Source organism: Pseudomonas sp. p50(2008), from assembly GCF_015351605.1.
Classification (GTDB): Bacteria; Pseudomonadota; Gammaproteobacteria; order Pseudomonadales; family Pseudomonadaceae; genus Aquipseudomonas.
Genome location: NZ_JACMYF010000008.1, coordinates 227,151 through 249,587 on the forward strand (window position 1 = coordinate 227,151; position 22,437 = coordinate 249,587).

Below are 22,437 nucleotides of genomic sequence, written 5' to 3' on the forward strand. Positions count from 1 at the left end.
CGGACTCAGACCCGACTGGTGGTGAACACTGCAAAGCCCTGCCTCAGCTCCTGTGACTTGCTGTACTCCTTACATAAGTAGCTCATGGCGTAGACCACTTGTTTGAGTGAATCAGGAAAACGCTGCTCCAGACGTTGGTAAACCTGGCCACTGAGTTTGTCCTGGCAGGCATGCACCAACCCGGACATGTCGTGTGCAGCACAACCAATTGCCCAGGCCCAAGCACGCACGATGCGATGAAACAAGTTCTCTCTGCTGTAGGTGCCGTCTGTACTAGGCCCGTAGTTACCTAAGCCCCCAATGGCGTCGTAGTTGAGCAATAGCATGAGGTGATAATGGGGTGCCTCGCTGCTGTTACGCTCCCGGCACCAGATGTAGCGAATTTCGGTCGAGTATTTGGTATTTGCCCAGACCAACTCTTTACTTAGTTGGTAGAAGAAACGAGTCATTACTTCATTGCTGATGAGCGCATCCGACGGCATACGGCCGACGGGGTAACGCAAGTCGACCCGACAGACTAAGGTTCGAGCCTGTGCCGAGAGACAGTGCTGTAGAGTCTCAATCCCACGCTCCAGGTAGTTTTCGATCAACGGGCCATGTGCCAGTTGCTGCTGCACGGCGAAGCCACGGTATTCGTTACTGTAGTGCAGCTTGAGCTTAGTATTGAAGGGATGACGTTTAGGTTGATGATGGAACATGATCAGTTTCCTGTCGGCTGTATATGGAGTGTTCACCGGCAGGCACACCGAGTCAGGTGCATTCAGGCACCTTGCTTCGACTTATACGCTTCTTTCAAACTCTCAACGCGTTGACTTGCAGTCAAGACTTTACGTTACGACCGTTGTTTATGGCAGATCTGTTTCGTAGATTTCTATAAGTACGACACCCCTCTATTGGAGAGGGCTATCGATTACTCAGCAATCAATAATAACTATGGTCTCTATCAGTTACTATTAGAGCCTCTTTTAGATGCATACTACTTTAACCGTAACAACAACAATGCCGCACCTGCAAAAAACCACGAGAAATAGGCTCAGTGAAAAATTTAACCCCCAGAACTACAATAAGAAAATTCACTTATTCAACTCTAAAAAGATTCCATTTTTCATTCAGAATAAAACGTATGAGTCGACTGATGTGTGCCGCCAGCGCTTTTAGTCATATAGACATCCCATACCGCTGACCTGTAAAAACTTACTGCACTGCCGTATTCATGTCGTTGAGGGCTCCAAAAGGCTGGTTTTTCACGGCTTTGCCGTAGCGTAGTGAGCCGATACGAGTTCAATCAAAAAAATCTCAGACCTATATCACCTCTGTGAACGCCCACCGTATTAACTGCGGTAGGGATTTGGCGTGCCAGCTATATGGCTCATCACGCTCATCACTTGAGAGGATCTGTGTATGTATACCCCTTGCCCAAGCTGTAACTCTGGACGCGTCGTCACGAAAAATATTGGCAAACAAGCAGGTGGATTGGTTGGCGCTGCGGGCGGTGCGGCCAGTGGTGCTGCCGGAGCCCTGTCGGGAGCAGAAGCCGGCGCAGTGCTGGGTGTAATCGGCGGTCCGGTCGGGATCGCCATTGGCAGTATTGCTGGTGCACTTCTCGGGGGACTGTTTGGCGGCGTGGCTGGCGGGATAGCCGGGTCCACGCTGGGCGCACAAATGGATGACAAGGTGCTGAACAACTACCATTGCCTGCAGTGTGGTTACAGCTTCAGCGTCCACCGTTAAGCCGTTGTGAAGAGGTGTCGCTTGCTGATGAAACGACGCTCTTTTCCACTCATTCGCAAGGAATCATTCCCATGGCTCATCTCGTTGAACAAATGGCTTACGTTGGTGCCACGCCCAGGCATGGTCTGGGCAGTCGCCTTTCCCCGAAACAACCGCTTGAAATCTGGCAGCGCGAAGCAGGCATGGACTGGCGGATTCAGGACAGCCCGGTGCACTTCAAGTCCGACAGCATTGGTGCTCTGGGCTCAATTCACACCTTCTCCGAACAGAAGGTGCTATACCGATCCGATACCAAGGCCCCTCTGTCGGTGGTTTCTCAGCGCTACCAGGTGGTGCAGCCACGTGAAGTGCTGGAGTTCTACCGGGATCTGACTGAAGTCTCGGGCTACGAACTGGAAACCGCTGGAGTGCTCAAAGGCGGTCGCAAGTTCTGGGCGCTGGCCCGTACTGGGCAAGGCACGACGCTCCGTGGTAACGACCAGGTAAACGGCTACCTGCTGCTTGCCACCTACTGTGACGGCACCCTGGCCACCACAGCGACCCCGACCATGGTACAGGTGGTCTGCAATAACACGCTGACCATCGCCCTGGACGGCACCACCCGCGCGATCAAGGTGCCGCACAACACCCGCTTCGATCCGCAAGCAGTGAAAAAGCAGTTGGGTATTGCTGTCTCTCAATGGGACGAGTTCATGTACCAAATGAAAAATTTATCCGAGCGAAAGGTTCAGTAGCGTGAAGCAATGGGCTTCTTCACGAACGTACTGCGTGACACCAGCACTGATAGTCCGCTACCGCCAGTCCTTCCCAATGAACGGGCGCTACGCAAGGTGCAGAGCCTACATGAAGGTCAGGACGAGGATCGACATTAGAATCAGCTCAAGGTACCGCCTGGGGATTACTCAATGCTGTAACCAAGTATACGGATCACGAGCGACGGTCCAAGAGCAGTGAGTATCGGGTCGACTCCGCTTGGTTCGGCCAAGGAGCAGCGCTCAAGCAGAAAGCCCTCAAATCCGCACTTCTATTGGTGGGCTAAAGCGGCGGGCAACCGGCTGCACGCTTATCCTAACCTTCCAATTCCTGGGATATTTGTGACAGGAGCATTTCCTTGGACATTTCCGGATCCTGGAGCAACTGGCTTTTGATAAGCACAGTTGCGGGATGAACTCCAAGATGGGCAGAAAGCTCAATTAATTTTTCTACGGAAGGGCTTTTCAAGCCTCGTTCAACATCGCTGACGTAGCTCTGGCTCGGAGCAAGCTGCTCTTGGGCAATACCATGTCTGCTCCTCAGGATTTTCACTGCCATCCCGAAGGCTTGCTTTGAGTTCATTTCTGTTGCTCGCAAAAGCAACGATGAAGCCTTCGGAAGCGCAAAAGCACTATACTCGATTGAGCATATACAGCTAAAATTCGAAAAAACCCTTACACAATTTTTTGATTGGATCGAATGCAAGCAACTAACCACGTGATTGCCATCTCGCAGAGCTAGCTCGTCCCTCTCGTCACCAAGTGGCTCAACGAGTACACACCCTACGGATCGTCAACGGTGGTTACGGCTTTCCAGAAAAAGCAGGGATACATGCATCTTGCTTTTGTTTTTTCTATGCGCTTTTAAATCTGAAAAGGGAATCACATGAAAATCGTGTACAAAATATTTGCGCTTACTTTGATGACGTCCTCTGCATACGCTGTTGATCTATATAGCCAATATTCAACTCCCGACTCTATAAGTTGCACTGGCCCGAACAACAACGTATGCACCGACACTACCCGACCTGACGACATTGTCGTCCAATATAAAGATGCCTATGGCAAAGTCACCATGCAACAAGAGCCCTCTTTTGAAATCATTACTTGTATACGCATTTTAGACAAGTGCATTGATAACGATCGAAACTATCGAGGAAAATCGATAACGGGTCGCGATGTCAAATATGTGGCGTTCAAAGATTTTTATATTTATCCGGGCGGTGACGGCAAAGATTGGGCATACAAAAATGGTACGGGACCTCTATTCGGAGGCGCTCCAGCAGGCAACGTCGTAGGAGCACCTGCGACCTCCACAGTTAAAGCAACGGCTACAGCTACCGGCACCTATGACATATGGTGCGATCCGCAAGGCAATAGCTGCGATCTAACCATAGACGGTGGTAGTGACATGGTCAACCGTGATCGACTACCGGTTTACGTACCGATGGCTTCTGATACCAGTAACTGCTCCATGGAGTTTTGCTATAACTCAAAGCAGGACGTAATTGGTTTGAACCCAGGGTACGCACTCTGGAAAAAGTAACGCCTATTCCCGCTGGCTCGCCAAGAGCCTGAGTATCAAATGTACTCACTCTGGTTGGGCCATGGCGCTGTCATCAAACAACGCGCCCTGCAGCGCTGTGCTGGAACTCGCGGCCTAGCAACACTCATTTACTCAACTATTAAAGCGCCTGGCCAGCTTCTGTTGGCCGGGCTTTTTTTTTGGTTCTTTACGGATTACCGGGAAAGACGCTCTTGATCTTCATGAAAAAGAACTCGCTGTACCGGTAGCCATACGCCATGCGCTTGATGACTTTAATTCGATTGTTTATCCCTTCCAGTTGCCCTGTATGCATCGGCCACCTAACTCGGCTCACAATCCTTCGCCAATAGCGTTTCAGTCGTTTTGCAAACTGAACTGGATGCGTTTTTTTTGACTTCAAACCCTTGCGCCGGGCAATAGATTACTTATTGAACATTTTGTAAAAATCCGTAACATTGCCCGCCATGATACTCGAACAGCTCAAAGCCCTGGGGAATGACACTCGCATGCAAATGATGGAGTGGCTCAAAGACCCACTCAGTAATTTCCCACCTCAGGATCATGGCGATCCTGCCATAGGGGTGTGCGTAACCCATTTGCAGCACAAGGCAGGGCTTTCACCTTCTACCGCGTCTGCACACTTAGCTATCTTGCAACGTGCAGGCTTCGTGCTAACCACCCGCATCGGAAAATGGACTTACTATCGACGCAACGAGGTGGCGATTGATGACTTTGCGGCTAGGCTGACCATCGATTTGTAATTTTTAACCTTTCATTTCGTTATTTCGCGTAATTAGAAAACACAAGGAAACCCCGATGAGCAACAAAACAATCTTCGTCCAACCCGGTGGCGGCTATGAAAAGGTTGTGGTTGGCAGCAGCGAAGCCCGAGCCGCAGCCCACGGCGAAATCACCGTGCGCCTGCACGCCAACTCGCTTAACTACCACGACTTCGCGGTGGTCAGCGGTATGTGGGGCCCTAGCGAAAAACGCATCCCCATGGCCGATGGTGCAGGTGAAGTCATTGCTGTCGGCCCAGATGTCACTGAATTCAAGGTGGGTGACTCGGTCGTCAGTACCTTCTTCCCGGAGTGGATCAGCGGCGCGCCACTAGTTGAAGGCTTTGTTAGCGTGCCAGGTGATGGAATTGACGGCTACGCTCGTGAGCAAATGACTGCCCAAGCCACATCGTTCACCCTCGCGCCGACCGGATACAGCCACGCTGAAGCGTCGACGCTCACCACTGCCGGCCTTACTGCATGGCGCGCTCTGATGGCCGATGACTCACTCAAGCCGGGCGATACCGTGCTCGTTCAAGGCACTGGTGGCGTTTCAATTTTTGCCCTGCAGTTCGCTAAAATGGCCGGCGCTACCGTCATTGCTACCTCTTCAAGCGACGAAAAACTTGAACGTCTGAAAGCACTAGGCGCTGATCATGTGATCAATTATCGCAAAGATCTTAACTGGGGCGAAACTGCACGCGCTCTAACGGGGGGCCGCGGTGTTGATCACATCATAGAAGTCGGCGGCCCTGCGACGCTTGAGCAATCGATGATTGCAATTCGGGTTGCTGGTCACATCTCCGTCATCGGGATACTGAGTGGCGTAAGCGGTGCAATGAATTTTGTACCGGCATTGATCAAGCAAGTGCGCCTGCAGGGTGTGTTGGTAGGCAGCCGCAGCCAGCAGCAAGATATGGTCCGAGCCATCAACGTTAACGGTATGCGCCCGATTATTGATCGTCATTTCCCTATGAGCGAGATTGTCGAAGCGTTCAAGTATCAGGAAACCAACCAGCATTTCGGCAAAATTTGCCTGGATATCTAAGCGCGCATGAATGGCCATGATCCGTATGCCCACCTCAAAGTCGTGCCGAGGTGGCTGCCGACGCAGCGCGAGACGGATTTGCCCATTGCTGTCTGTCGCAACCGGCAGCAGTGGGTCGACTCACCCATGCTGTGCTCCGAGGCAATCAGCTAAGAAGCAGTCATTCTAAGTGCCATGAAAACGATTCGATTTAGCCCCTCTAGTCAAAGCAGAATCATTAGGGCTACAACGATTTTGTCATGCAGTTATTGGGTTGAAGAATAGACAATCGTAGGCATTCTCACAGAGCCATGGTCGCTCTCTGCTGGTCATGGTCACGCAACGTGATGGTGAAATCCGATGCAAATGCTTGGTCAGGTCGAATGCAAATGGCTGGGCAAGCCCGTGCAATTACCCACCGTTCTAGCCCACAGATCCGGATAATCCGCCCAGCAGCCGCTCCGGCTCAAGCCATAGTACGGGCAGCGCGATGTTTTTCGTCAAATTTGACGCGTACAGCTCGTTGTCCAAAACTCTGGCGGGCCGCTTGGTTTACGATGGATGTCAAAACTCGTTCCCAGCCTAAGCAATGCTGTAGCAAAATCAGCTCGACTCGAGAAGAGCTGCAATTTGCTCCCCTCCGGCGAGTATCGTAGATCTTTCTTCCTAACGCGGCGGCGATCATCGGACCGACATAATGCTGCGCATCAAATGAAGTGATGGCTGGCTCACGAACTGCGATTATCAAGATTTCGTCGGAGGGCTTGCTCAAAACCCAAAGTAGACGACTGGTCTAATTGTTGGTATGGTGCGTCCATGAATACGATGACCACCACCGATGTACGGCAACACATCCTCGACACGGCTCAAAACATCATTGCCGGGCGAGGATTCACAGCTGTTGGTTTGAGCGAAATCCTTAAATCTGCGAATGTGCCAAAAGGTTCGTTCTATCATTACTTCAATTCCAAGGAAGCATTTGGCGAGGCGCTCTTGGAGAGCTATTTCAGTGACTACATGGTGCAATTGGAAACGCTATTGAACCGTCCAAGTGTATCAGCAGCACAACGCTTGCTGGCCTACTGGGCTACCTGGATTGAAACCCAATCAGCCTGTTATCCCGCCGAGGGGAAATGCTTGGCAGTGAAGCTTGCAGCGGAAGTCAGTGATCTATCGGAGCCAATGCGTATGGTGCTCCAGGATGGCATGGAAGGAGTAATTACTCGTCTCGCCAATGTGGTGAGTGACGCTGTAAACGATGGTTCTCTGCCGGGCGATACTGACACCCGCGGCTTGGCGACCATGCTGTACCAACTTTGGCTCGGAGCCAGTCTAAGGACCAAGGTCACGCGTGATCAGATGCCTTTGCAGGCGGCCTTCGAGACTACTTCTCTGTTACTCAGTCAGGTATCCGACCGATGAAATTTTCAATGTAAAAAATTTACTCAAAAAATATACGACTGGTCTATTTAATCGGAGTTAAAGCAATGTTTAATTTTGACTTCTACAACCCTACGCGAATCGTCTTCGGCAACGAAACCATCAGCCGCCTGGATGAACTGGTTCCGGCTGCGGCCCGCATCCTGCTGCTCTATGGTGGCCAGAGCGCTCGTGCAAACGGTACGCTCCGCGAAGTCCGTGACGCATTAGGCTCTCGGGAAGTGCAAGAATTCGGGGGTATAGAACCAAACCCCAGCTATGAAACGCTAATCAAGGCTGTTGATCAGGTTCGCACCCATCGCTTGGATTTTCTCCTGGCTGTCGGTGGAGGTTCGGTCATCGATGGCACCAAGTTCGTTGCCGCTGCTGTTGGCTACGAGGGTGATGCTTGGGACATTCTGGAAACGCGGGGTGCAAGTATTCGACGAGCGCTGCCATTTGGCACCGTTCTGACCCTACCGGCAACTGGCTCGGAAATGAACAATGGAGGCGTGGTTACTCGCCGGGCGACACAAGACAAGCTGCCGTTTCGAAGCGCTTACATGTTTCCACAATTCTCGATTCTCGATCCCACCAAAACCCAAACCCTCCCCACCCGTCAACTCGCAAACGGCGTTGTCGATGCGTTCGTGCATGTCATTGAGCAGTACCTGACCTACCCAATCGATGCGCGCGTCCAAGATCGTTTTGCCGAAGGTCTTTTACAAACGCTGATCGAAATTGGCCCCCTTGTACTGAAAGAGTCCGCGGACTACAGCACGCGTGCCAACCTCATGTGGACGGCCACTTTGGCGCTCAATGGCCTGATCGGAGCGGGCGTACCACAGGACTGGTCCACCCACATGATCGGCCATGAGCTCACCGCGCTGTACGGCATCGATCACGCACGGACCCTGGCCATCGTACTTCCTGCGAACCTAGAGATTCGTCGTGAAGCCAAGCGCGCGAAGCTGCTGCAGTACGCCGAGCGGGTTTGGCAGATCAGCCAAGGGGACAAAGAACAACGGATTGACATGGCCATACAACAGACCCGGATGTTCTTCGAGAGCCTGGGCTTACCGACGCACTTATCCGCCTACAAGCTCGGCACTGACGCTATACATGCGCTAATAAACCAGCTCGACACACACCACCTCACCGCACTCGGCGAACACAACAACGTCAGTTTAGACGTCAGCCGCCGTGTGCTTGAAGCGAGCCTATAAGCCAACCTCCAGCACTGCTTATCCACACAGGCAGCGCATTACAAAACATCCACAAGCATGCACAAATGCAAGGTATACGACATGAAGATTCTCCTCGTTCTGACTTCCCACGACCAGCTTGGTGACACTGGCGAGAAGACCGGTTTCTGGCTCGAAGAGCTGGCCGCGCCTTACTACGCCTTCATCGACGCTGGCGTGCAAGTGACCCTAGCATCGCCGAAAGGCGGTCAACCACCCATCGACCCAAAGAGCAATGAGCCCGACTTCCAGACAGACGCCACCCGTCGCTTTCAGACCGATTCAGTCGCCACTCACGCGCTGGCCAACACCGAGAAACTGAGCGACGTGATCAGTTCCGAGTTTGATGCGGTGTTCTACCCTGGCGGCCATGGCCCACTGTGGGATCTTGCGGAGAACACCTTTTCTATCTCTCTGATCGAGCAATCAATCCAATCCGGCAAACCTGTCGGAGCGGTTTGTCACGCACCAGCGGTTTTGCGCCATGTCAAGTGTGTAGATGGCAAACCTCTGGTTGCAGGCAAGACAGTAACCGGTTTCAGCAATAGCGAGGAGGCTGCGGTGGGTCTAACTCAAATCGTGCCTTTCCTGGTAGAGGATATGCTCAAGGCAAATGGTGGGCGCTATACCAAGGGTGCTGACTGGAGCGTTCATGTCGAAGTCGATGGGTTGCTCGTAACTGGCCAGAACCCAGCTTCCTCTGAAGCTACGGCTCACTCGCTGCTCAAACTGTTGGCCTGAGACTACGTCAATGTCCGCCTACGTAGTCTTCACACGTGAACACACCACAGACGAGGCTGAGTTGAAACTCTATGCCCGTAAAGCACCGGCGGCACGCCAGGGTCGGAACCTCACACCATTGGCCTTCTACGGCCAACTGGAGGTGCTCGAAGGCGGACCGATTGAGGGCGCAGTCATTCTTCAATTTCCGGACATAGCAGCAGCTCGAGAGTGGTACTCCAGCCCCGCCTACCAAGAGGCACTGCAACATCGTCTTAAAGGTGCGGTTTACAGAGTATTCCTGATTGATGGCATCAATCATTAGTAAATGCACCAAAATATTCCCGCAGTTTAGGTCCTGTCTACTTACCAGCCTCATTAACAAATCAAATTTACTTAAAATTACTGGAGAAACAGCATGGCATACGCATCCGTTAATCCCTATACAGGTGAAGTTCTAAAAAGTTTTCCAGATGCAACAGATATTCAGATTGAACAGGCTCTTGAGGCGTCTCACAACGCATTTCTTGTCTGGAAGAATTGCTCAATCGCAGAGCGTGGGGCCGTCCTTCAGCGAGCTGCCGACCTGCTGCGCGCGCGAGCAAACGACTATGCCCGGTTGCTAACACTGGAAATGGGCAAGATCACTGCCGAAGCATTAGGTGAAGTAGAAATCTCAGCAAGTATCTTTGAGTATTACGTTAAACATGCAGAAGCTTTGTTAACTCCGCAGAAGCTGCCGGTAGCCGACCCAGCCGAGGGTGAAGCAATCTTGGTCCATGAGCCGTTGGGCACTATCCTGGCCATTGAACCATGGAACTTTCCTTACTATCAAATTGCTCGCATTCTCGCACCACAGTTGGCAGCGGGTAATACCGTGCTGCTCAAACATGCTTCAAACGTACCGCAATGTGCCGAAGCTTTCGAACAACTACTGCTTGATGCTGGTCTACCTGCTGGCGCATTCAGCAACATGTACGCAACTCGCCAGCAAATCGAGACAATCCTCAACGACTCTCGAGTACACGGGGTGGCACTGACCGGTTCCGAAGGCGCAGGTGCCATCATCGCCTCCCAGGCTGGCAAGGCACTGAAGAAATCTACATTGGAACTGGGGGGGGCAGATGCCTTCATAGTTCTGCGCGACGCTGAACTGAAAAAGACCGTGAAGTGGGCTGTTGTAGGCCGTCACTGGAATGCTGGACAGGTGTGCATATCATCCAAACGCATGATTGTAGTGGAAGAAGTCTACGATGAGTTCCTGCGCCTTTATGCCGAAGGTGTAGCACAACTGAAGGCCGGCGACCCGTTCGATCCGGAAACAAATCTAGCCCCCTGTCATCTCAAACTGCCGCCGACGAAATCCGCGCGAAGATTCGTGAAGCAGTCAACTACGGTGCTACGGCCACCGAGGTTGGGCCCAAGGTACCAAGCAAGGGTGCATTTGTTCAACCGACCATTCTGACCAACCTGACGCCTGATAACCCTGCCTACTACTGGGAGTTCTTCGGTCCAGTCTCGATGATCTTACGAGCTAAAGACGAAGAAGACGCGATAGTTATCGCCAACGACTCTCCGTTCGGGCTCGGTGGTTCGGTATTCACCGCAGACACCCAGCATGGTGTTGAGGTTGCTAAGCGCATCGAGACAGGCATGGTGTTCGTCAATCACCCAACGTCATCGAAAGCCGACCTACCTTTCGGCGGAATCAAAAGATCTGGTTACGGTCGCGAGCTGATTGGTTTGGGAATCAAGGAATTCGTCAACCACAAGCTGATTAACGTCATGGATATCGACGCGCCGTTCTGACTTACATCTTCACCTCAATGCAAACAGGCCTCAGTGCTTTTATGCAGCAGCCCCCCCCTCTTTGATGAAGAGATCGGGGGGGGGGGCTGGACTACGTAGCCAAGCCTGGCGCGCAGCACAGCGCGCTCCCCGCCGATCCAGAAGCAGGCTGAAAAAGTGCGGCGATAGGAATGCCTGCGCGAATACACAACTACATATTGACATATATCAATATCTCAAATAATCTCAACCAAACCCATCGCACTTACCTCAGGAGGTAACCCATGCAAAATTCCAGTGATACCCATCCGAGCTACCTTCCCGACAACAGCTACGGCCTGTTTATCGACAACCAGTGGGTGGCGGCCGAAAACGGTGAAACCCTCGACATTATCAACCCCGCCAACGGAAAAATTCTCACCAACATCCCAAACGCCACAGCTGCCGACGTCGACCGCGCGGTGCAGGCCGCAAAACGCGCCTTCGTGACCTGGCGTACCACCTCGCCAGCGGAACGCGCCAATGCGTTGTTGAAGATCGCCGACCTGCTGGAAGCCGATGCCGATCGGTTCGCCGTTCTGGAAACCCTTGATGTAGGCAAACCCATTCGTGAAAGTCGCTCCGTCGACATCCCACTGGCGATTGATCATTTCCGCTACTTCGCCGGCGCAATCCGCAGCCAATCGGATGAGGCGGTCATGCTGGATGAGCAAACACTCAGCATCGCTCTCAGTGAACCCCTCGGCGTCGTGGGCCAAGTGATTCCGTGGAACTTCCCGCTTCTTATGGCCGCCTGGAAGATCGCTCCAGCCATCGCGGCGGGTAACACCGTAGTCATCAAACCTTCTGAGCTAACCCCGGTAACCATCCTTGAACTGGCGAAGATCTTCGCCAAGGTACTTCCGGCCGGCGTGGTCAACATCGTCACAGGCTTAGGCACCTCAGTTGGCCAGGCCCTACTGGATCATCCAGACCTGCGCAAGCTTGCCTTCACTGGCTCGACGCGTGTCGGCGAACTCGTCGCCAATGCGGCAGCGAAGAAAATCATTCCTGCCACCCTTGAACTGGGCGGCAAGTCAGCCAACATCGTTTTCCCCGATGCGAACTGGGACAAGGCCGTGGAAGGCGCAGTCCTCGCCATCCTGTGGAACCAAGGCCAAGTCTGCGAATCCGGCGCACGGCTGTTCGTTCACGAGTCCATCTACGAGCAATTCCTGGCTGAGCTCAAGCATAAGTTCGAAGCTGTGCGTGTGGGTGACCCATTGAACCCAGACACCATGATGGGCGCACAGGTCAGCAAGACCCAGATGGAACGGATCCTCGGCTACGTTGATATCGCCAAACAGGAAGGTGCCGAGGTACTGATCGGCGGCGGTCGCCTTACAGGTGCCGATTACGATGCCGGCTTCTTCATCCAGCCAACGATTCTGGTCGGTGTTCGCAACGATATGCGCGTCGCCTACGAGGAAATTTTCGGCCCTGTTCTGTGCGTCATTCCTTTCAAGGATGAAGCGGAGGTCATCGCCATGGCCAACGACTCCGAGTACGGCCTAGCGGGCGCAGTCTGGACCCAAGACATCAACCGGGCGTTACGTGTGGCACGCGCGGTGGAAACCGGACGTATGTGGGTAAATACCTACCATGAGATCCCTGCCCACGCCCCCTTTGGTGGCTATAAGAAATCTGGCCTAGGACGGGAAACTCACAAGTCAATGCTGGAAGCCTACAGCCAGAAGAAGAACATCTACGTCAGCCTCAACGAAGCACCGCTCGGGCTCTTCTGACCTCGCTGATCCATGTTTTTTTGACCTATAACATCGAATATTTTAGATATGCAGGTAAACGAAATGACACAATCAGAACTTTTTAAAACCACTCAGCTGGGCCCATACACCCTCAAGAACCGTATCGTTCTGCCGCCACTGACGCGTTCGCGCAGCTCCCAACCCGGCAATATTGCGAACGACCTAATGGCCACATATTACCGTCAGCGCAGCGGTGCTGGCTTCATGGTGACCGAGGGCACACAGATCGAACCCCGAGGACAGGGTTATGCCTGGACACCCGGCATTCATAGCCCAGAACAGATACAAGGCTGGCGTAAGGTCACCGACGCTGTTCACGCCGAAGGGGGGGTGATCTTTGCTCAACTTTGGCATGTAGGCCGCGTGTCGCACACATCGCTGCAACCCGGTGGTGAAGCGCCCGTCGCGCCATCAGCCATCCGCGCGGACAACGTCAAGGTGTTCATCGAAACTGGCCCCGGCACGGGTGCACTGGCCGACCCATCGCCCCCCCGAGCCCTGTCCACCAAGGAGGTAAAGGAACTGGTTGAGCTCTACGCCCAAGCAGCCCGAAATGCTTTGGACGCAGGTTTTGACGGGGTGGAGCTTCACTGCGCGAACGGGTACCTGGTAAACCAGTTCATTTCGGCCCATACCAACCAGCGTGATGATGAATATGGCGGTTCGCTGCAGAACCGTCTTCGCTTCCTGCGCGAAATCACCCTGGCCGTTGCTGGTGTCGTCGGCAAGGAGCGCATGGGAGTTCGCTTCGCCCCGCTGTTCGCGACCACAGACGAAGACCGCGTATACCTTGGCCTGGTCGAAGAAGATCCTCACCAAACCTACATCGAGGCAGTGAAGATCCTCGAGGAAGTGGGCATTGCCTACCTGTCGCTCGCCGAAGCCGATTGGGAAAACGCACCCGAGCTGCCTGAGACGTTCCGGGAAGATGTTCGTAAGACCTTCAGCGGCAAGATTCTCTATGCCGGCAAGTACACCGCTGAACGAGGAAATCGCGTGATAAAAGCTGGCTGGGGCGACCTGATCGCTTTTGGTCGCCCCTTCATTGCGAACCCCGACCTGCCCGCTCGTATCGCCAACAACTGGCCGCTTCACCCAGTTGATCCAAGCAGCATGTACGGCGGTACCGATAAGGGCTACACCGACTACCCGACTTACAAATCCTAAACGCTCAATGCCACGCCCCATAACTCAGGGGCGTGGCTCAGCGTTTGCTGACCGAGGAAGTTAAGCATGTACCAACCGAGCACGATCCCCTACCAAGAGCATAGGGGATTCAAACGAACCTTCAGGCAGGGTCATCTAAGCCTTGGGCTGTTCTTTCCCCTAGAGGCTTTCGAAGGTGATACACCGAGCATGCTAGATCAGGTCGCGCTGGCCAAACGTGCAGAGGCACTTGGTTTTTCGGCGCTCTGGTTTCGCGACGTCCCACTCAGGGACCCAAGCTTCGGCGATGTCGGCCAGGTTTTCGACCCTTGGGTGTATCTGGGCTACATGGCAGCCCATACAACAGAAATCGCACTAGGTACCGCCTCCATCGCCCTTACTTTGCGTAATCCCTTGCACACGGCAAAGGCCGCAGCGAGCATTGATCAGTTGAGCGGAGGCCGCTTGCTCCTGGGAGTAGCCTCTGGCGATCGTCCCGTGGAGTTTCCCGCATTCAGCATTGATCCAGAAAAGCGTGGCGAGACCTTTCAAGAAAACTTCAATGTGATACGCCAAGCCCATCGAACACACTTCGAGCCCATTCGCTGGAGTGGCGGCGAGTTAGTGGGGGCCGACCTCGTTCCCAAACCTACGACTCGGGAAATACCGCTATTCGTAACCGGACACAGCCGCCAGCCGCTCGATTGGATCGCACGTGAAAGCCATGGATGGATCAACTATCCACGTCCGCCAAAAATACAGCGACTGATCGTGGAGGATTGGCGACAGGAAATAGTTAAACAGTGTGACACTATCTACAAACCGTTCTTGCAATCGCTTTATATCGACCTGGACGAACACCCGTCCACGCCGCCCTCGCATATCCATCTAGGATTTCGACTAGGACGTAACCACCTTCGGGCCTTGCTGGATACACTTCAGGAAATCGGTGTAGATCACGTCATCCTGAACCTCAAGTATGGTAAACGCCCCGCAGCAGAGGTTATCGAGGAACTTGGCAAGCATATCGTCCCGCAATTCGGCGTCCAGGCTTCTGATAGTGCTGCCTGACAGAGCAACAATACTTCAGCCAGGAGCGGCCAGTCCTTGCAACAGACGGCGGGCGCAGAGGTCACGTCAATACCTTCCATTTTTCTGCGCAAACCCGGAAGATATCTAAATATCGCAAAAAACAGGTATCAACATTCCATGACCATTGACGTCAACGAAGCACTGAAAGCATTGGCAAACCCGATGCGCCTTGCCATCCTCAATTGGCTCAAGGATCCCAGGACAATCTTTCCAGAGCAGGAGGTCGACCCAGAAACGGTAGGCGTGTGCGTCAGTATCATCCAAGAGCGCACGGGCCTCTCGCAGTCCACCACATCGCTTTATCTCGCAGCTCTGCAGCGCGCGCAATTGGTGACATCGCAGCGGATCGGCCCCTGGACCTACTACAAACGCCACGACGAAAATATCGATGCCTTTTTCAAAGCGCTGCAAGAAAAAATCTAAGGCTGAAGAAACCTTGTATTTCTGGCTGATTTCAGTGCTTGCCGATTTCAAAAACAGCAATCTGACCAAGTAACGATCAACTAACCCGTTCATTTATGAGTTTTTAGCCGCAGCGAGCATTTGGTAGCGGGCATACTCTGCATTACGCCCCCATCTCGCCTGGGGTGATCAGCAAATACCGGCCAGCCAGGACATGTGCAGGTTCGACAGATCGAACAACTTGACCTGTGGCGCGGCGTTCTTCACTACCCAGTGGAAACGCACTTTGGTTTCGCCAAACTGTCACTTAATCACTCTGAAACCGGAGCGGTATACGCAAAATACTGCACATTCCAGAGAGAAGCGCGAAGCCTCCTAGTGGTCTTTTACGGCCGACCTTCTTCTTCAGGGGGCAGCATAGGATTTTTTCAACATGACAGAACCGCACCGCAAGCCTGAGTATGTCGGCCTAGTTCTCGCCGCCGGCTCCGGGCAACGCTTCGGCAGCGACAAACGCCTTGCCCAGCTGGCAGACGGCAACAGCCTTTTGCGCGCGACGTTGTTGCGCGCGAAAGAAGCCTTCAGCGATGTTCGAGTCGTATTAAAGGCTGAGGATGATGCAGAGGCCTTGGCTATTCCGCATGGCATTCATCTGGTACGTGCGGCCCACGCCAAACAGGGCATGGGCTCAAGCCTGGCCGCCGGCATCCAGAGCCTGGCAAATACGCAGGCCACTGCGGTGGCGGTGCTGCTCGGGGATATGCCGTGGATTACTCTCGCAACGCTGTTGCAGTTGCGCGCGCATGCGCACGCTGAACATATTGTTGTCGCTTACTGCGATGGCCAGCGCGGACACCCCGTGTTGTTCGGCCGGCGCTTTTGGCCGGAGCTGATGCAACTGCAAGGGGAGAATGGGGCCAAGGCTTTAATCGCCACCCATGCGCAACAGGTGATAGAAGTGACGCTTGCTGATAGGGGCATCCTGCTGGACGTCGACAAGCCGGCCGACCTTAGCCACCCACCGATTTCATAATCAGGGCACTGCCGGTAAAAGTGGCGTCTTGTTTGTCCTGCAGCGCACGACTGAGCAACCCTTTCAGTTGCGGCTGCGCCTGCTCAGTCGGCAGATCCAACAGCGCGCCCATAAAATGTCCGCGATTGGATGATAGGCATCCGTATAACCAGCCCGTAGACGACAACCGCAGACGACTGCAGCTCCGGCAAAAGGGCGCGCTTTCGTTGGCAATAATACCGAACGCCCCGCGCTCGCCCACGCTATAACGCAGCGCAGTGGCATCTAGCGCTGCCTCGGTTTGTGTGAAGACATAACACTCGCCGATAAGCTCCAGCAGCTCGCGCTGGCCGACGAACTGGGTACGAAAAGCCTCTGCATGCTGGGCCAGATGGCCCATGCGCATCAGCTCGATAAAGCGCAATTCGTAGCCCTGCTCCAGGCAGAACGCCAACATGGGCATGACCTGGTCGAGGTTGCTGCCACGCATCGGCACCATATTGATTTTGATGCTCATACCAGATCGACGCGCCAGCTCAATGCCGTTAAGCACAGTCTGCAGATCGCCGCCCTTTGCGATCTTGCGGAAGGCGCGCGGGTCAAGTGTGTCGAGGGACACATTGACCCGCTGGATGCCCGCGCTGCGCAATACCGGCAACTTGCCGGCCAGCAATTGTCCATTAGTGGTCAGGCTGATGTCCTGCAACGCTAGCGCACCGATGCCCTGCAGAAAAGGCTCCAGCCGATCACTCAGCAGCGGCTCACCGCCGGTAATGCGCAGCGCGTCGATACCGGCGACATCCCTGAGCAGTTCGACGGCGCGCAGCATCGACGCGGCCGCCAGCTCATCACGCGCGGCCACCAAGCGGCGGCCATCGGCCACACAGTAGGTGCAGGCGTAATTGCAGGCAGCCGTGAGGCTCAGGCGAAGTTTGCGGAAACGCCGACCCTGTCGATCGACGATCACCCTGCCATGTCCGTGTCGAAGCCAGTGGCTGACTCGCCATCCTCAGCCAACGCCTCCAGCACATAAACCTGACGATCGCTCAGCAGCTCGCCAAGGGCATTAGCCATGGTCGTGTAATGGGGCATCTGCCGATGAAGCGCTATCGCCTCATGGCTTGCCCAGCGCTCGACGAAGACAAACCGTCCGACCTGTTCAATGCACCGACTCAGGACGTAAGACAGGCAACCGTCTTCGGCCCGCGAGGGCTGCACGCAAGCTCGCAGAATCTGCTCGACCTGCTGCTCTTTGCCGCCTTTGGCGGTCAGTATCGCTACAACGCGTATGGTTTGATTCACGCTGATAGGTTCCTCGGTTGATCAGTCGTCAAGGCTGCACGGCGAACCGCCGATAAGCCTCTGCAGCAAAAGCGATTTCGGTTTCGGTCTCGCTAGCGATCAGCACTGGGTCGCTATCATGGATACTCGCGGACCTGAAACGCAGGCTGCCACCATTGCGACCATTGAGCACCGCCTGAATTTCCGCCAGCATCGCCATAGCCACGCTTTCCGGAGTGTCGCCGCCCAGGTCCAGGCCAATCGGATAATGCAAACACGCCAGCCCTGGCAACTCGCCCTGCTGCTCGTGGATACCGGCCAGCAGGCGCTCGGTGCGCTCACGCGGGCCCAACTGCCCTACATAACAGGGCTCACTGTGCAACACTCCCTGCAGCCAGTGCGCGTCTTGCACCAAGCTGTGAGTCATCACCGCCACCGCTGCGCCGCGTACAAGTTCACGGTAGGCGAAAGGTTGCTCAACATCGCCAACCAGCACCTGGTCAGCGTCGGGAAAACGCTCTGCTCGGGCAAAGTGTGACCGCCCATCGATGATTGTCACATGCCAGCCCAAGAGCTTGGCCATGCGCACCAGCGGCTGGGCATCATGGCCCGCACCAAACACTACCAAACGCCGCACGGGCGGCAGGTACTCCATAAGCACTTCAATCTTGCCGGTGCCATTCGGGTAAAGATATCGGGATGACTTTCCACGCACCAAGGTCTGTTGGAGATCAATCCTGATCTGCTCAGCCAGCGCCGACTGCAGCAACTCGCCCTCGGCGCTTTGTCCTGACACTAATAACAGGCGATCACCTAACCGGTGTGAACCATCAGCCGAGCTGGCGATCACCGTGGCGATGGCCGCCGGTTGCTGGGTGTCGCGAACGCCAAGCAACGCAGTAATCAACGCGCAAGGACCACTGGCAGGCAGCCGCTCGAACAATACGTGAACCTTACCGTTGCAGCCCAGCCCGAAACTAAGCGCTTCCTCACTGCCCTCATCCGCCTCGGAGGTGCTGTAGCTACGCAGTGCAGGCCCAGCTTCAGTTAACCACCAGGCTTTTCTGGCGACTTCCGCCTCCAGGCAGCCACCACTGATGGTCCCCTCGGGCCTGCCGAAGCGCGAGACTAGCATCCGCGCTCCTGGTCGCCGATACGCAGAGCCGTCGACTTTTACCACGGTCGCAAGCACCGCTTCTCGGCCAGCATTGCGCTCCGCCAGGAGTACATCCAGCAGTGGAATCAGACAAGACATGAGGCACCTCGGCTCAATGAAGGGACTCGGTACGGCGCTTAGCCACAGCTTGCTCCGATACCTGCGCACCAGTCTCGCCAAAGCGCTTCAGTACGAAGCTGCTCAGCGCAGCCAATTCCTGGTCGGAGTAAATGGTCCCGAACGACGGCATGCGTCGATCTACCCGGGTGTCGGTCGAACCATGCCCATTTAGCAGGATGCCCAGCAAATTACTGGCGGCAGGATCGTTGACCGTCTTTAGACCCCGTAGCATGGCAGTCTGACTCTGGTTTCCGGTCCCGTCCCAGCGGTGACAACTAGAACAGGCTTCGGCGAACAGTTTATTGCCAAGGGCATTGTCGCCCCCCTGCGGTGCAAGCTTAGCCTGCTGCGGACGAGCCACACCTTCGCTGCGCGCCGGTGAGTCCTTGAGATAAACGGCGATCGCGTGACGATCGGCGTCGGTCAGATGGCTCAGACTGTGCTCCACCACCTCCGCCATCGGCCCGGTGGACAACCCGAATCCTGGCGCCGCGCCGTCCTTCAAGTAACGCGCCAGCACGTCCGTGGGCCAGGCACCGACGCCATGTATCGGGTCAGAGCTGATGTTGTAAGCGTTCCAACCCTGTATCAGGTTACCGGCAAGCGAACGGTCTTTGCTGACAGCTTGGAACAGGTTCCGAGGCGAATGGCACTCACCACAGTGGCCAGGACCTTCCACTAGGTATTTGCCTCGATTCCACTCGGTAGAGTGCTGGGCCTCGGTTTCAAATTGCTTGTCGTCCAGGAACAGCATATTCCAGAAAAACATCCCCCAACGCTGATTGAACGGGAAGTTCAGCTGGTTCTCTTGAGCCACCTGCTCGATTGGCTCCAGGCTATCGAGATAGCTTTTGATGGCCAGGATGTCGTCACGCGACATCTTGCTGTAGGACGTATAAGGGAATGCTGGATAGTAGTGTTTGCCATCGCGCCCCACGCCGGTTCGCAGCGCGCTAACGAACTCATCATCAGTCCAGGCTCCGATGCCAGTTTGCTTATCTGGAGTGATATTGGGCGAAAAAAGCGAGCCGAATGGCAGCTTAAATTCGACACCACCGGTGAAGGGTTTACCACCGGGCACGGTATGGCAAGCCACGCAATTTGCAGCGCGCGCAAGATACTCGCCCCTGGCAAGTAAGTCCTCCTGCGCATACGCAAACTGCGCCACCAGGAATCCGCTAGCGAGCAATAGCCAACTTGTTATCAAATTCATGAGTAACTCCTCAAACCGGATAGTAGCCAGCACGGCTAAGTGGTAACCGACGAATGCGCGTACCGGAAGCAGCGTAGAGAGCGTTAACCAAAGCTGGACCGATCAGCGCAGTACCGGCTTCCCCGACTCCGCCCGGTGCTTCCAGGCTAGGCAGCAGGTGCACCTCAACTGCTGGCGCCTCACTTATGCGCAGCTGCCGATAGTTGTGGAAGTTGGTCTGCTGAACCTGACCGTTCTCGATAAGAATTTCGTTGAACAACGAAGCAGACAGACCGAATAATGTCCCACCTTCAACCTGCGCCAAGACCGACGTCGGGTTAGTCGCGAAGCCGCAGTCCACAACACTGATCAAGCGTTTAATGCGCAAGCCAAATTCACCCTGCATCTCAAGCTCAACGAGAGTTGCTACATAGCTGCCAAACACCGAACTTACTGCCACACCCCGACCCTGCCCAGCAGGTAAAGACTGGTACCAGTCACTCTTCTCAGCAAGTAAGCGCAGCACCGCCTGGGCACGTGGCTGGTCCGCCAACAGCTCCAAACGGTAGACCACCGGGTCGGCCTTGGCATTGTGCGCCAGCTCATCAATAAAACACTCAAGGGCATAGGTCCCCCGCAGAGGGCCCACGCCTCGCCACCAGGACACGGGCACGACACTCGGCTCCTGGCGGATATAGCGAACCTGCAAATGCGGCAGGCGGTAGATGGGTTCCACCGCGACTTCAACGGCATCGGCATCCACGCCGCTGGGAGGCAAGCTGCCGGCATAGCGGGCGAGAATCGAGGCACCAGCGATACGGTGTTCCCAGCCCAGCGGACGCCCCTGCTTATCGAGGGCGGCTTGCATACGATCGGCATAGAGCGGCCGATAGAGGTCGTGGGTCATGTCCTCCTCACGGCTCCAGACCAGCTTGATCGGGTAATCGACCTGACGCGCGATGGCCACTGCTTGGGTGATGAAGTCGAACTCCAGACGCCGGCCAAATGCCCCACCGATCAATTGATTGTGCACCTGGATTTTTTCCAAGGGCAGCCCGGTGACTTGGGCGGCCGTCTGTTGGGCGAAGACCGGCACTTGGGTGCCCACCCATAGCTCGCACGCATCTTTACGCACATGGGCCACGCAGCTCATGGGCTCAAGCGGCGAATGCGACAACAGCGCTTGCTCGTAAACGGCCTCGAACTGGCTGGAAGATCCCTGTTTGGCTTGCTCAATATCGCCTGTGCGCTTAGCGACCACGCCATCACGGCTACTTGCGGCTAGCAGCTCCTGGTCCAGTTGCTTTGATCCGATAGTAGCGTTCGACCCAAGTTCCCACTCGATCTTTAACGCTTTGATGGCCTGCTGGCAGGCCCAAAAGTTACTTGCGGTAACGGCCACGGCATTGTCCAAACGCACGATGTCGCGCACCCCTAACACCCGTCGCGCCTCAGTTTCATCAACCGAACGCAGCCGTCCGCCATACACCGGACAGGTGATGCTGGAGGCCACCAGCATCCCAGGGATTTGCAGGTCAATGGTAAAGCGCGCCTTGCCGTTGACCTTCGCGGGCGTGTCCAGGCGTTGCGCGGGAGTGCCCAACAGCTTGAACTGCTCGGGGGTTTTCAGCGGCACCGCGTCGGGCAACGGCAGCGTCGCAGCGGCCTCGACCAAATCGCCGTAGTCAGCCTGCAGGCCTTTGGGGCCAAACACCTGGCCATTCTGCGCATGACACAGGCTCGGCGCGACGCGCCATTGCAGCGCTGCCGCCTGAATCAACAGAATGCGCGCTGTAGCGCCCGCCCGACGCAGCGGCTCCCAGGTGTAACGGGTAGAGGTCGAGCCACCAGTGGCCTGAAACTGAAGCAGGGTATCGGTATACAGTGCGGAGTTCGGTGGGGCCTCCTGGATTACTACCTTATCCAAATCGACCTCAAGCTCCTCCGCCACCATCATTGCAATACCAGTTTGCGCGCCCTGACCCATTTCAATCTTCGGCGAGATCACCGTGACCACGCCATCTGGGCCCACCCGCACAAAGGCCCCGAACCCCTCAGCGGAGCGATCACCCAGCCGGCCTAAGGCAGCAGCCTCGGAGGCAGCGCTTTTGGACACCAACGGCGGTAGCCAGGTACTCAACACCAAGCCGCCGACCGCGATACCGCTGCCTTGCAAGAGACGGCGACGGGACATATCAACATTCATTTCGATTGTCTTCTTCATC

General features: G+C 55.1%; 20 protein-coding genes and 3 pseudogenes. 15 read left to right on the forward strand and 8 right to left on the reverse strand.

Annotation, left to right across the window (positions count from 1 at the left end; all coding sequences use genetic code 11):
* Nucleotides 1-5: 5 nt before the first annotated feature.
* Nucleotides 6-698: a YagK/YfjJ domain-containing protein gene (locus H7698_RS22660; RefSeq protein WP_038443614.1), complete on the reverse strand. Its 693-nt coding sequence runs from the start codon at nt 696-698 to the stop codon at nt 6-8.
* A 703-nt stretch (nt 699-1,401) separates the two neighbouring features.
* Here H7698_RS22660 and H7698_RS22665 point away from each other — a divergent pair.
* Entirely contained in the window at nt 1,402-1,731 is a 330-nt protein-coding gene (locus H7698_RS22665; RefSeq protein ID WP_038443616.1) for a hypothetical protein, read from the forward strand.
* Nucleotides 1,732-1,802: 71 nt separating this feature from the next.
* Nucleotides 1,803-2,770, forward strand: a pseudogene (locus H7698_RS22670) (DUF932 domain-containing protein).
* A 29-nt stretch (nt 2,771-2,799) separates the two neighbouring features.
* Here the strand turns inward: H7698_RS22670 and H7698_RS22675 are convergent.
* Nucleotides 2,800-3,066 (reverse strand): helix-turn-helix domain-containing protein, encoded by a 267-nt coding sequence (locus tag H7698_RS22675; RefSeq protein WP_032902013.1) that lies wholly within the window; start codon nt 3,064-3,066, stop codon nt 2,800-2,802.
* A gap of 303 nt (nt 3,067-3,369) precedes the next feature.
* On the opposite strand from H7698_RS22675, the gene H7698_RS22680 reads away from it, so the two are divergent.
* On the forward strand, nt 3,370-4,029 hold the full coding sequence (locus tag H7698_RS22680) for a hypothetical protein (RefSeq protein ID WP_127882195.1): 660 nt from the start codon (nt 3,370-3,372) through the stop codon (nt 4,027-4,029).
* 187 nt (nt 4,030-4,216) lie between these two features.
* On the opposite strand, the pseudogene H7698_RS22685 reads toward H7698_RS22680, so the two are convergent.
* Nucleotides 4,217-4,399: pseudogene (locus tag H7698_RS22685) on the reverse strand (transposase); the annotation flags it as partial.
* A 94-nt stretch (nt 4,400-4,493) separates the two neighbouring features.
* Between H7698_RS22685 and H7698_RS22690 the strand changes: the two are divergent.
* The 12 genes and pseudogenes from H7698_RS22690 (at nt 4,494) to H7698_RS22745 (ending at nt 16,484) form a co-directional block, all read left to right on the forward strand.
* Nucleotides 4,494-4,790 (forward strand): ArsR/SmtB family transcription factor, encoded by a 297-nt coding sequence (locus H7698_RS22690; protein ID WP_038443618.1) that lies wholly within the window; start codon nt 4,494-4,496, stop codon nt 4,788-4,790.
* 55 nt (nt 4,791-4,845) lie between these two features.
* Nucleotides 4,846-5,856: a zinc-dependent alcohol dehydrogenase family protein gene (locus tag H7698_RS22695; protein WP_038443620.1), complete on the forward strand. Its 1,011-nt coding sequence runs from the start codon at nt 4,846-4,848 to the stop codon at nt 5,854-5,856.
* 795 nt (nt 5,857-6,651) lie between these two features.
* The gene (locus tag H7698_RS22700) at nt 6,652-7,257 is read left to right on the forward strand and encodes a TetR/AcrR family transcriptional regulator (protein ID WP_032902016.1); all 606 of its coding nucleotides are present in this window, start codon (nt 6,652-6,654) and stop codon (nt 7,255-7,257) included.
* 65 nt (nt 7,258-7,322) lie between these two features.
* A complete protein-coding gene (locus H7698_RS22705; protein ID WP_038443623.1) occupies nt 7,323-8,480 on the forward strand; it encodes an iron-containing alcohol dehydrogenase in 1,158 nt (385 codons plus the stop codon).
* Between the two features lie 81 nt (nt 8,481-8,561).
* Nucleotides 8,562-9,239, forward strand: coding sequence for a type 1 glutamine amidotransferase domain-containing protein (locus H7698_RS22710; protein WP_038443625.1), 678 nt, complete (start codon nt 8,562-8,564; stop codon nt 9,237-9,239).
* Between the two features lie 10 nt (nt 9,240-9,249).
* Nucleotides 9,250-9,543, forward strand: coding sequence for a DUF1330 domain-containing protein (locus H7698_RS22715; protein WP_010562395.1), 294 nt, complete (start codon nt 9,250-9,252; stop codon nt 9,541-9,543).
* A 93-nt stretch (nt 9,544-9,636) separates the two neighbouring features.
* Nucleotides 9,637-11,027: pseudogene (locus H7698_RS22720) on the forward strand (NAD-dependent succinate-semialdehyde dehydrogenase).
* Nucleotides 11,028-11,290: 263 nt separating this feature from the next.
* Entirely contained in the window at nt 11,291-12,790 is a 1,500-nt protein-coding gene (locus H7698_RS22725; RefSeq protein WP_010562393.1) for an aldehyde dehydrogenase family protein, read from the forward strand.
* A gap of 63 nt (nt 12,791-12,853) precedes the next feature.
* A complete protein-coding gene (locus H7698_RS22730) occupies nt 12,854-13,978 on the forward strand; it encodes an alkene reductase (protein WP_038448068.1) in 1,125 nt (374 codons plus the stop codon).
* 66 nt (nt 13,979-14,044) lie between these two features.
* Nucleotides 14,045-15,028: an LLM class oxidoreductase gene (locus H7698_RS22735; protein ID WP_038443629.1), complete on the forward strand. Its 984-nt coding sequence runs from the start codon at nt 14,045-14,047 to the stop codon at nt 15,026-15,028.
* A gap of 138 nt (nt 15,029-15,166) precedes the next feature.
* Nucleotides 15,167-15,472, forward strand: a complete 306-nt coding sequence (locus H7698_RS22740) for an ArsR/SmtB family transcription factor (protein WP_010562390.1) — start codon at nt 15,167-15,169, stop codon at nt 15,470-15,472.
* 412 nt (nt 15,473-15,884) lie between these two features.
* Complete coding sequence (locus tag H7698_RS22745) at nt 15,885-16,484, forward strand: nucleotidyltransferase family protein (RefSeq protein ID WP_038443632.1); 600 nt, start codon at nt 15,885-15,887, stop codon at nt 16,482-16,484.
* Here H7698_RS22745 and H7698_RS22750 read toward each other — a convergent pair.
* Genes H7698_RS22750 through H7698_RS22770 form a run of 5 tightly spaced genes read right to left on the reverse strand, consistent with a single transcriptional unit; the run spans nt 16,462 to nt 22,436 of the window.
* Entirely contained in the window at nt 16,462-17,430 is a 969-nt protein-coding gene (locus H7698_RS22750; protein WP_194692877.1) for a GTP 3',8-cyclase MoaA, read from the reverse strand. The genes H7698_RS22745 and H7698_RS22750 overlap by 23 nt on opposite strands.
* The gene (locus H7698_RS22755; protein ID WP_038443633.1) at nt 17,427-17,765 is read right to left on the reverse strand and encodes a putative quinol monooxygenase; all 339 of its coding nucleotides are present in this window, start codon (nt 17,763-17,765) and stop codon (nt 17,427-17,429) included. The genes H7698_RS22750 and H7698_RS22755 overlap by 4 nt, the downstream gene beginning before the upstream one ends.
* 28 nt (nt 17,766-17,793) lie before the next feature.
* Nucleotides 17,794-18,999 carry an XdhC family protein gene (locus tag H7698_RS22760; RefSeq protein WP_038443635.1) on the reverse strand — a complete coding sequence of 402 codons (1,206 nt, stop codon included), beginning with the start codon at nt 18,997-18,999 and terminating at the stop codon, nt 17,794-17,796.
* 13 nt (nt 19,000-19,012) lie between these two features.
* Nucleotides 19,013-20,233, reverse strand: a complete 1,221-nt coding sequence (locus tag H7698_RS22765; protein WP_038443637.1) for a cytochrome c — start codon at nt 20,231-20,233, stop codon at nt 19,013-19,015.
* A 10-nt stretch (nt 20,234-20,243) separates the two neighbouring features.
* Nucleotides 20,244-22,436 (reverse strand): xanthine dehydrogenase family protein molybdopterin-binding subunit, encoded by a 2,193-nt coding sequence (locus tag H7698_RS22770; protein WP_010562383.1) that lies wholly within the window; start codon nt 22,434-22,436, stop codon nt 20,244-20,246.
* Nucleotide 22,437: the final 1 nt, after the last annotated feature.

Coding starts and splice junctions, on each gene's coding strand:
- H7698_RS22730 (WP_038448068.1), top strand. CDS start 12,854: ATGACACAATCAGAACTTTTTAAAACCACTCAGCTGGGCCCATACACC.
- H7698_RS22675 (WP_032902013.1), bottom strand. CDS start 3,066: ATGAACTCAAAGCAAGCCTTCGGGATGGCAGTGAAAATCCTGAGGAGC.
- H7698_RS22725 (WP_010562393.1), top strand. CDS start 11,291: ATGCAAAATTCCAGTGATACCCATCCGAGCTACCTTCCCGACAACAGC.
- H7698_RS22735 (WP_038443629.1), top strand. CDS start 14,045: ATGTACCAACCGAGCACGATCCCCTACCAAGAGCATAGGGGATTCAAA.
- H7698_RS22715 (WP_010562395.1), top strand. CDS start 9,250: ATGTCCGCCTACGTAGTCTTCACACGTGAACACACCACAGACGAGGCT.
- H7698_RS22710 (WP_038443625.1), top strand. CDS start 8,562: ATGAAGATTCTCCTCGTTCTGACTTCCCACGACCAGCTTGGTGACACT.
- H7698_RS22770 (WP_010562383.1), bottom strand. CDS start 22,436: ATGAAGAAGACAATCGAAATGAATGTTGATATGTCCCGTCGCCGTCTC.
- H7698_RS22695 (WP_038443620.1), top strand. CDS start 4,846: ATGAGCAACAAAACAATCTTCGTCCAACCCGGTGGCGGCTATGAAAAG.
- H7698_RS22665 (WP_038443616.1), top strand. CDS start 1,402: ATGTATACCCCTTGCCCAAGCTGTAACTCTGGACGCGTCGTCACGAAA.
- H7698_RS22760 (WP_038443635.1), bottom strand. CDS start 18,999: ATGTCTTGTCTGATTCCACTGCTGGATGTACTCCTGGCGGAGCGCAAT.
- H7698_RS22660 (WP_038443614.1), bottom strand. CDS start 698: ATGTTCCATCATCAACCTAAACGTCATCCCTTCAATACTAAGCTCAAG.
- H7698_RS22745 (WP_038443632.1), top strand. CDS start 15,885: ATGACAGAACCGCACCGCAAGCCTGAGTATGTCGGCCTAGTTCTCGCC.
- H7698_RS22705 (WP_038443623.1), top strand. CDS start 7,323: ATGTTTAATTTTGACTTCTACAACCCTACGCGAATCGTCTTCGGCAAC.
- H7698_RS22680 (WP_127882195.1), top strand. CDS start 3,370: ATGAAAATCGTGTACAAAATATTTGCGCTTACTTTGATGACGTCCTCT.
- H7698_RS22765 (WP_038443637.1), bottom strand. CDS start 20,233: ATGAATTTGATAACAAGTTGGCTATTGCTCGCTAGCGGATTCCTGGTG.
- H7698_RS22700 (WP_032902016.1), top strand. CDS start 6,652: ATGAATACGATGACCACCACCGATGTACGGCAACACATCCTCGACACG.
- H7698_RS22690 (WP_038443618.1), top strand. CDS start 4,494: ATGATACTCGAACAGCTCAAAGCCCTGGGGAATGACACTCGCATGCAA.
- H7698_RS22740 (WP_010562390.1), top strand. CDS start 15,167: ATGACCATTGACGTCAACGAAGCACTGAAAGCATTGGCAAACCCGATG.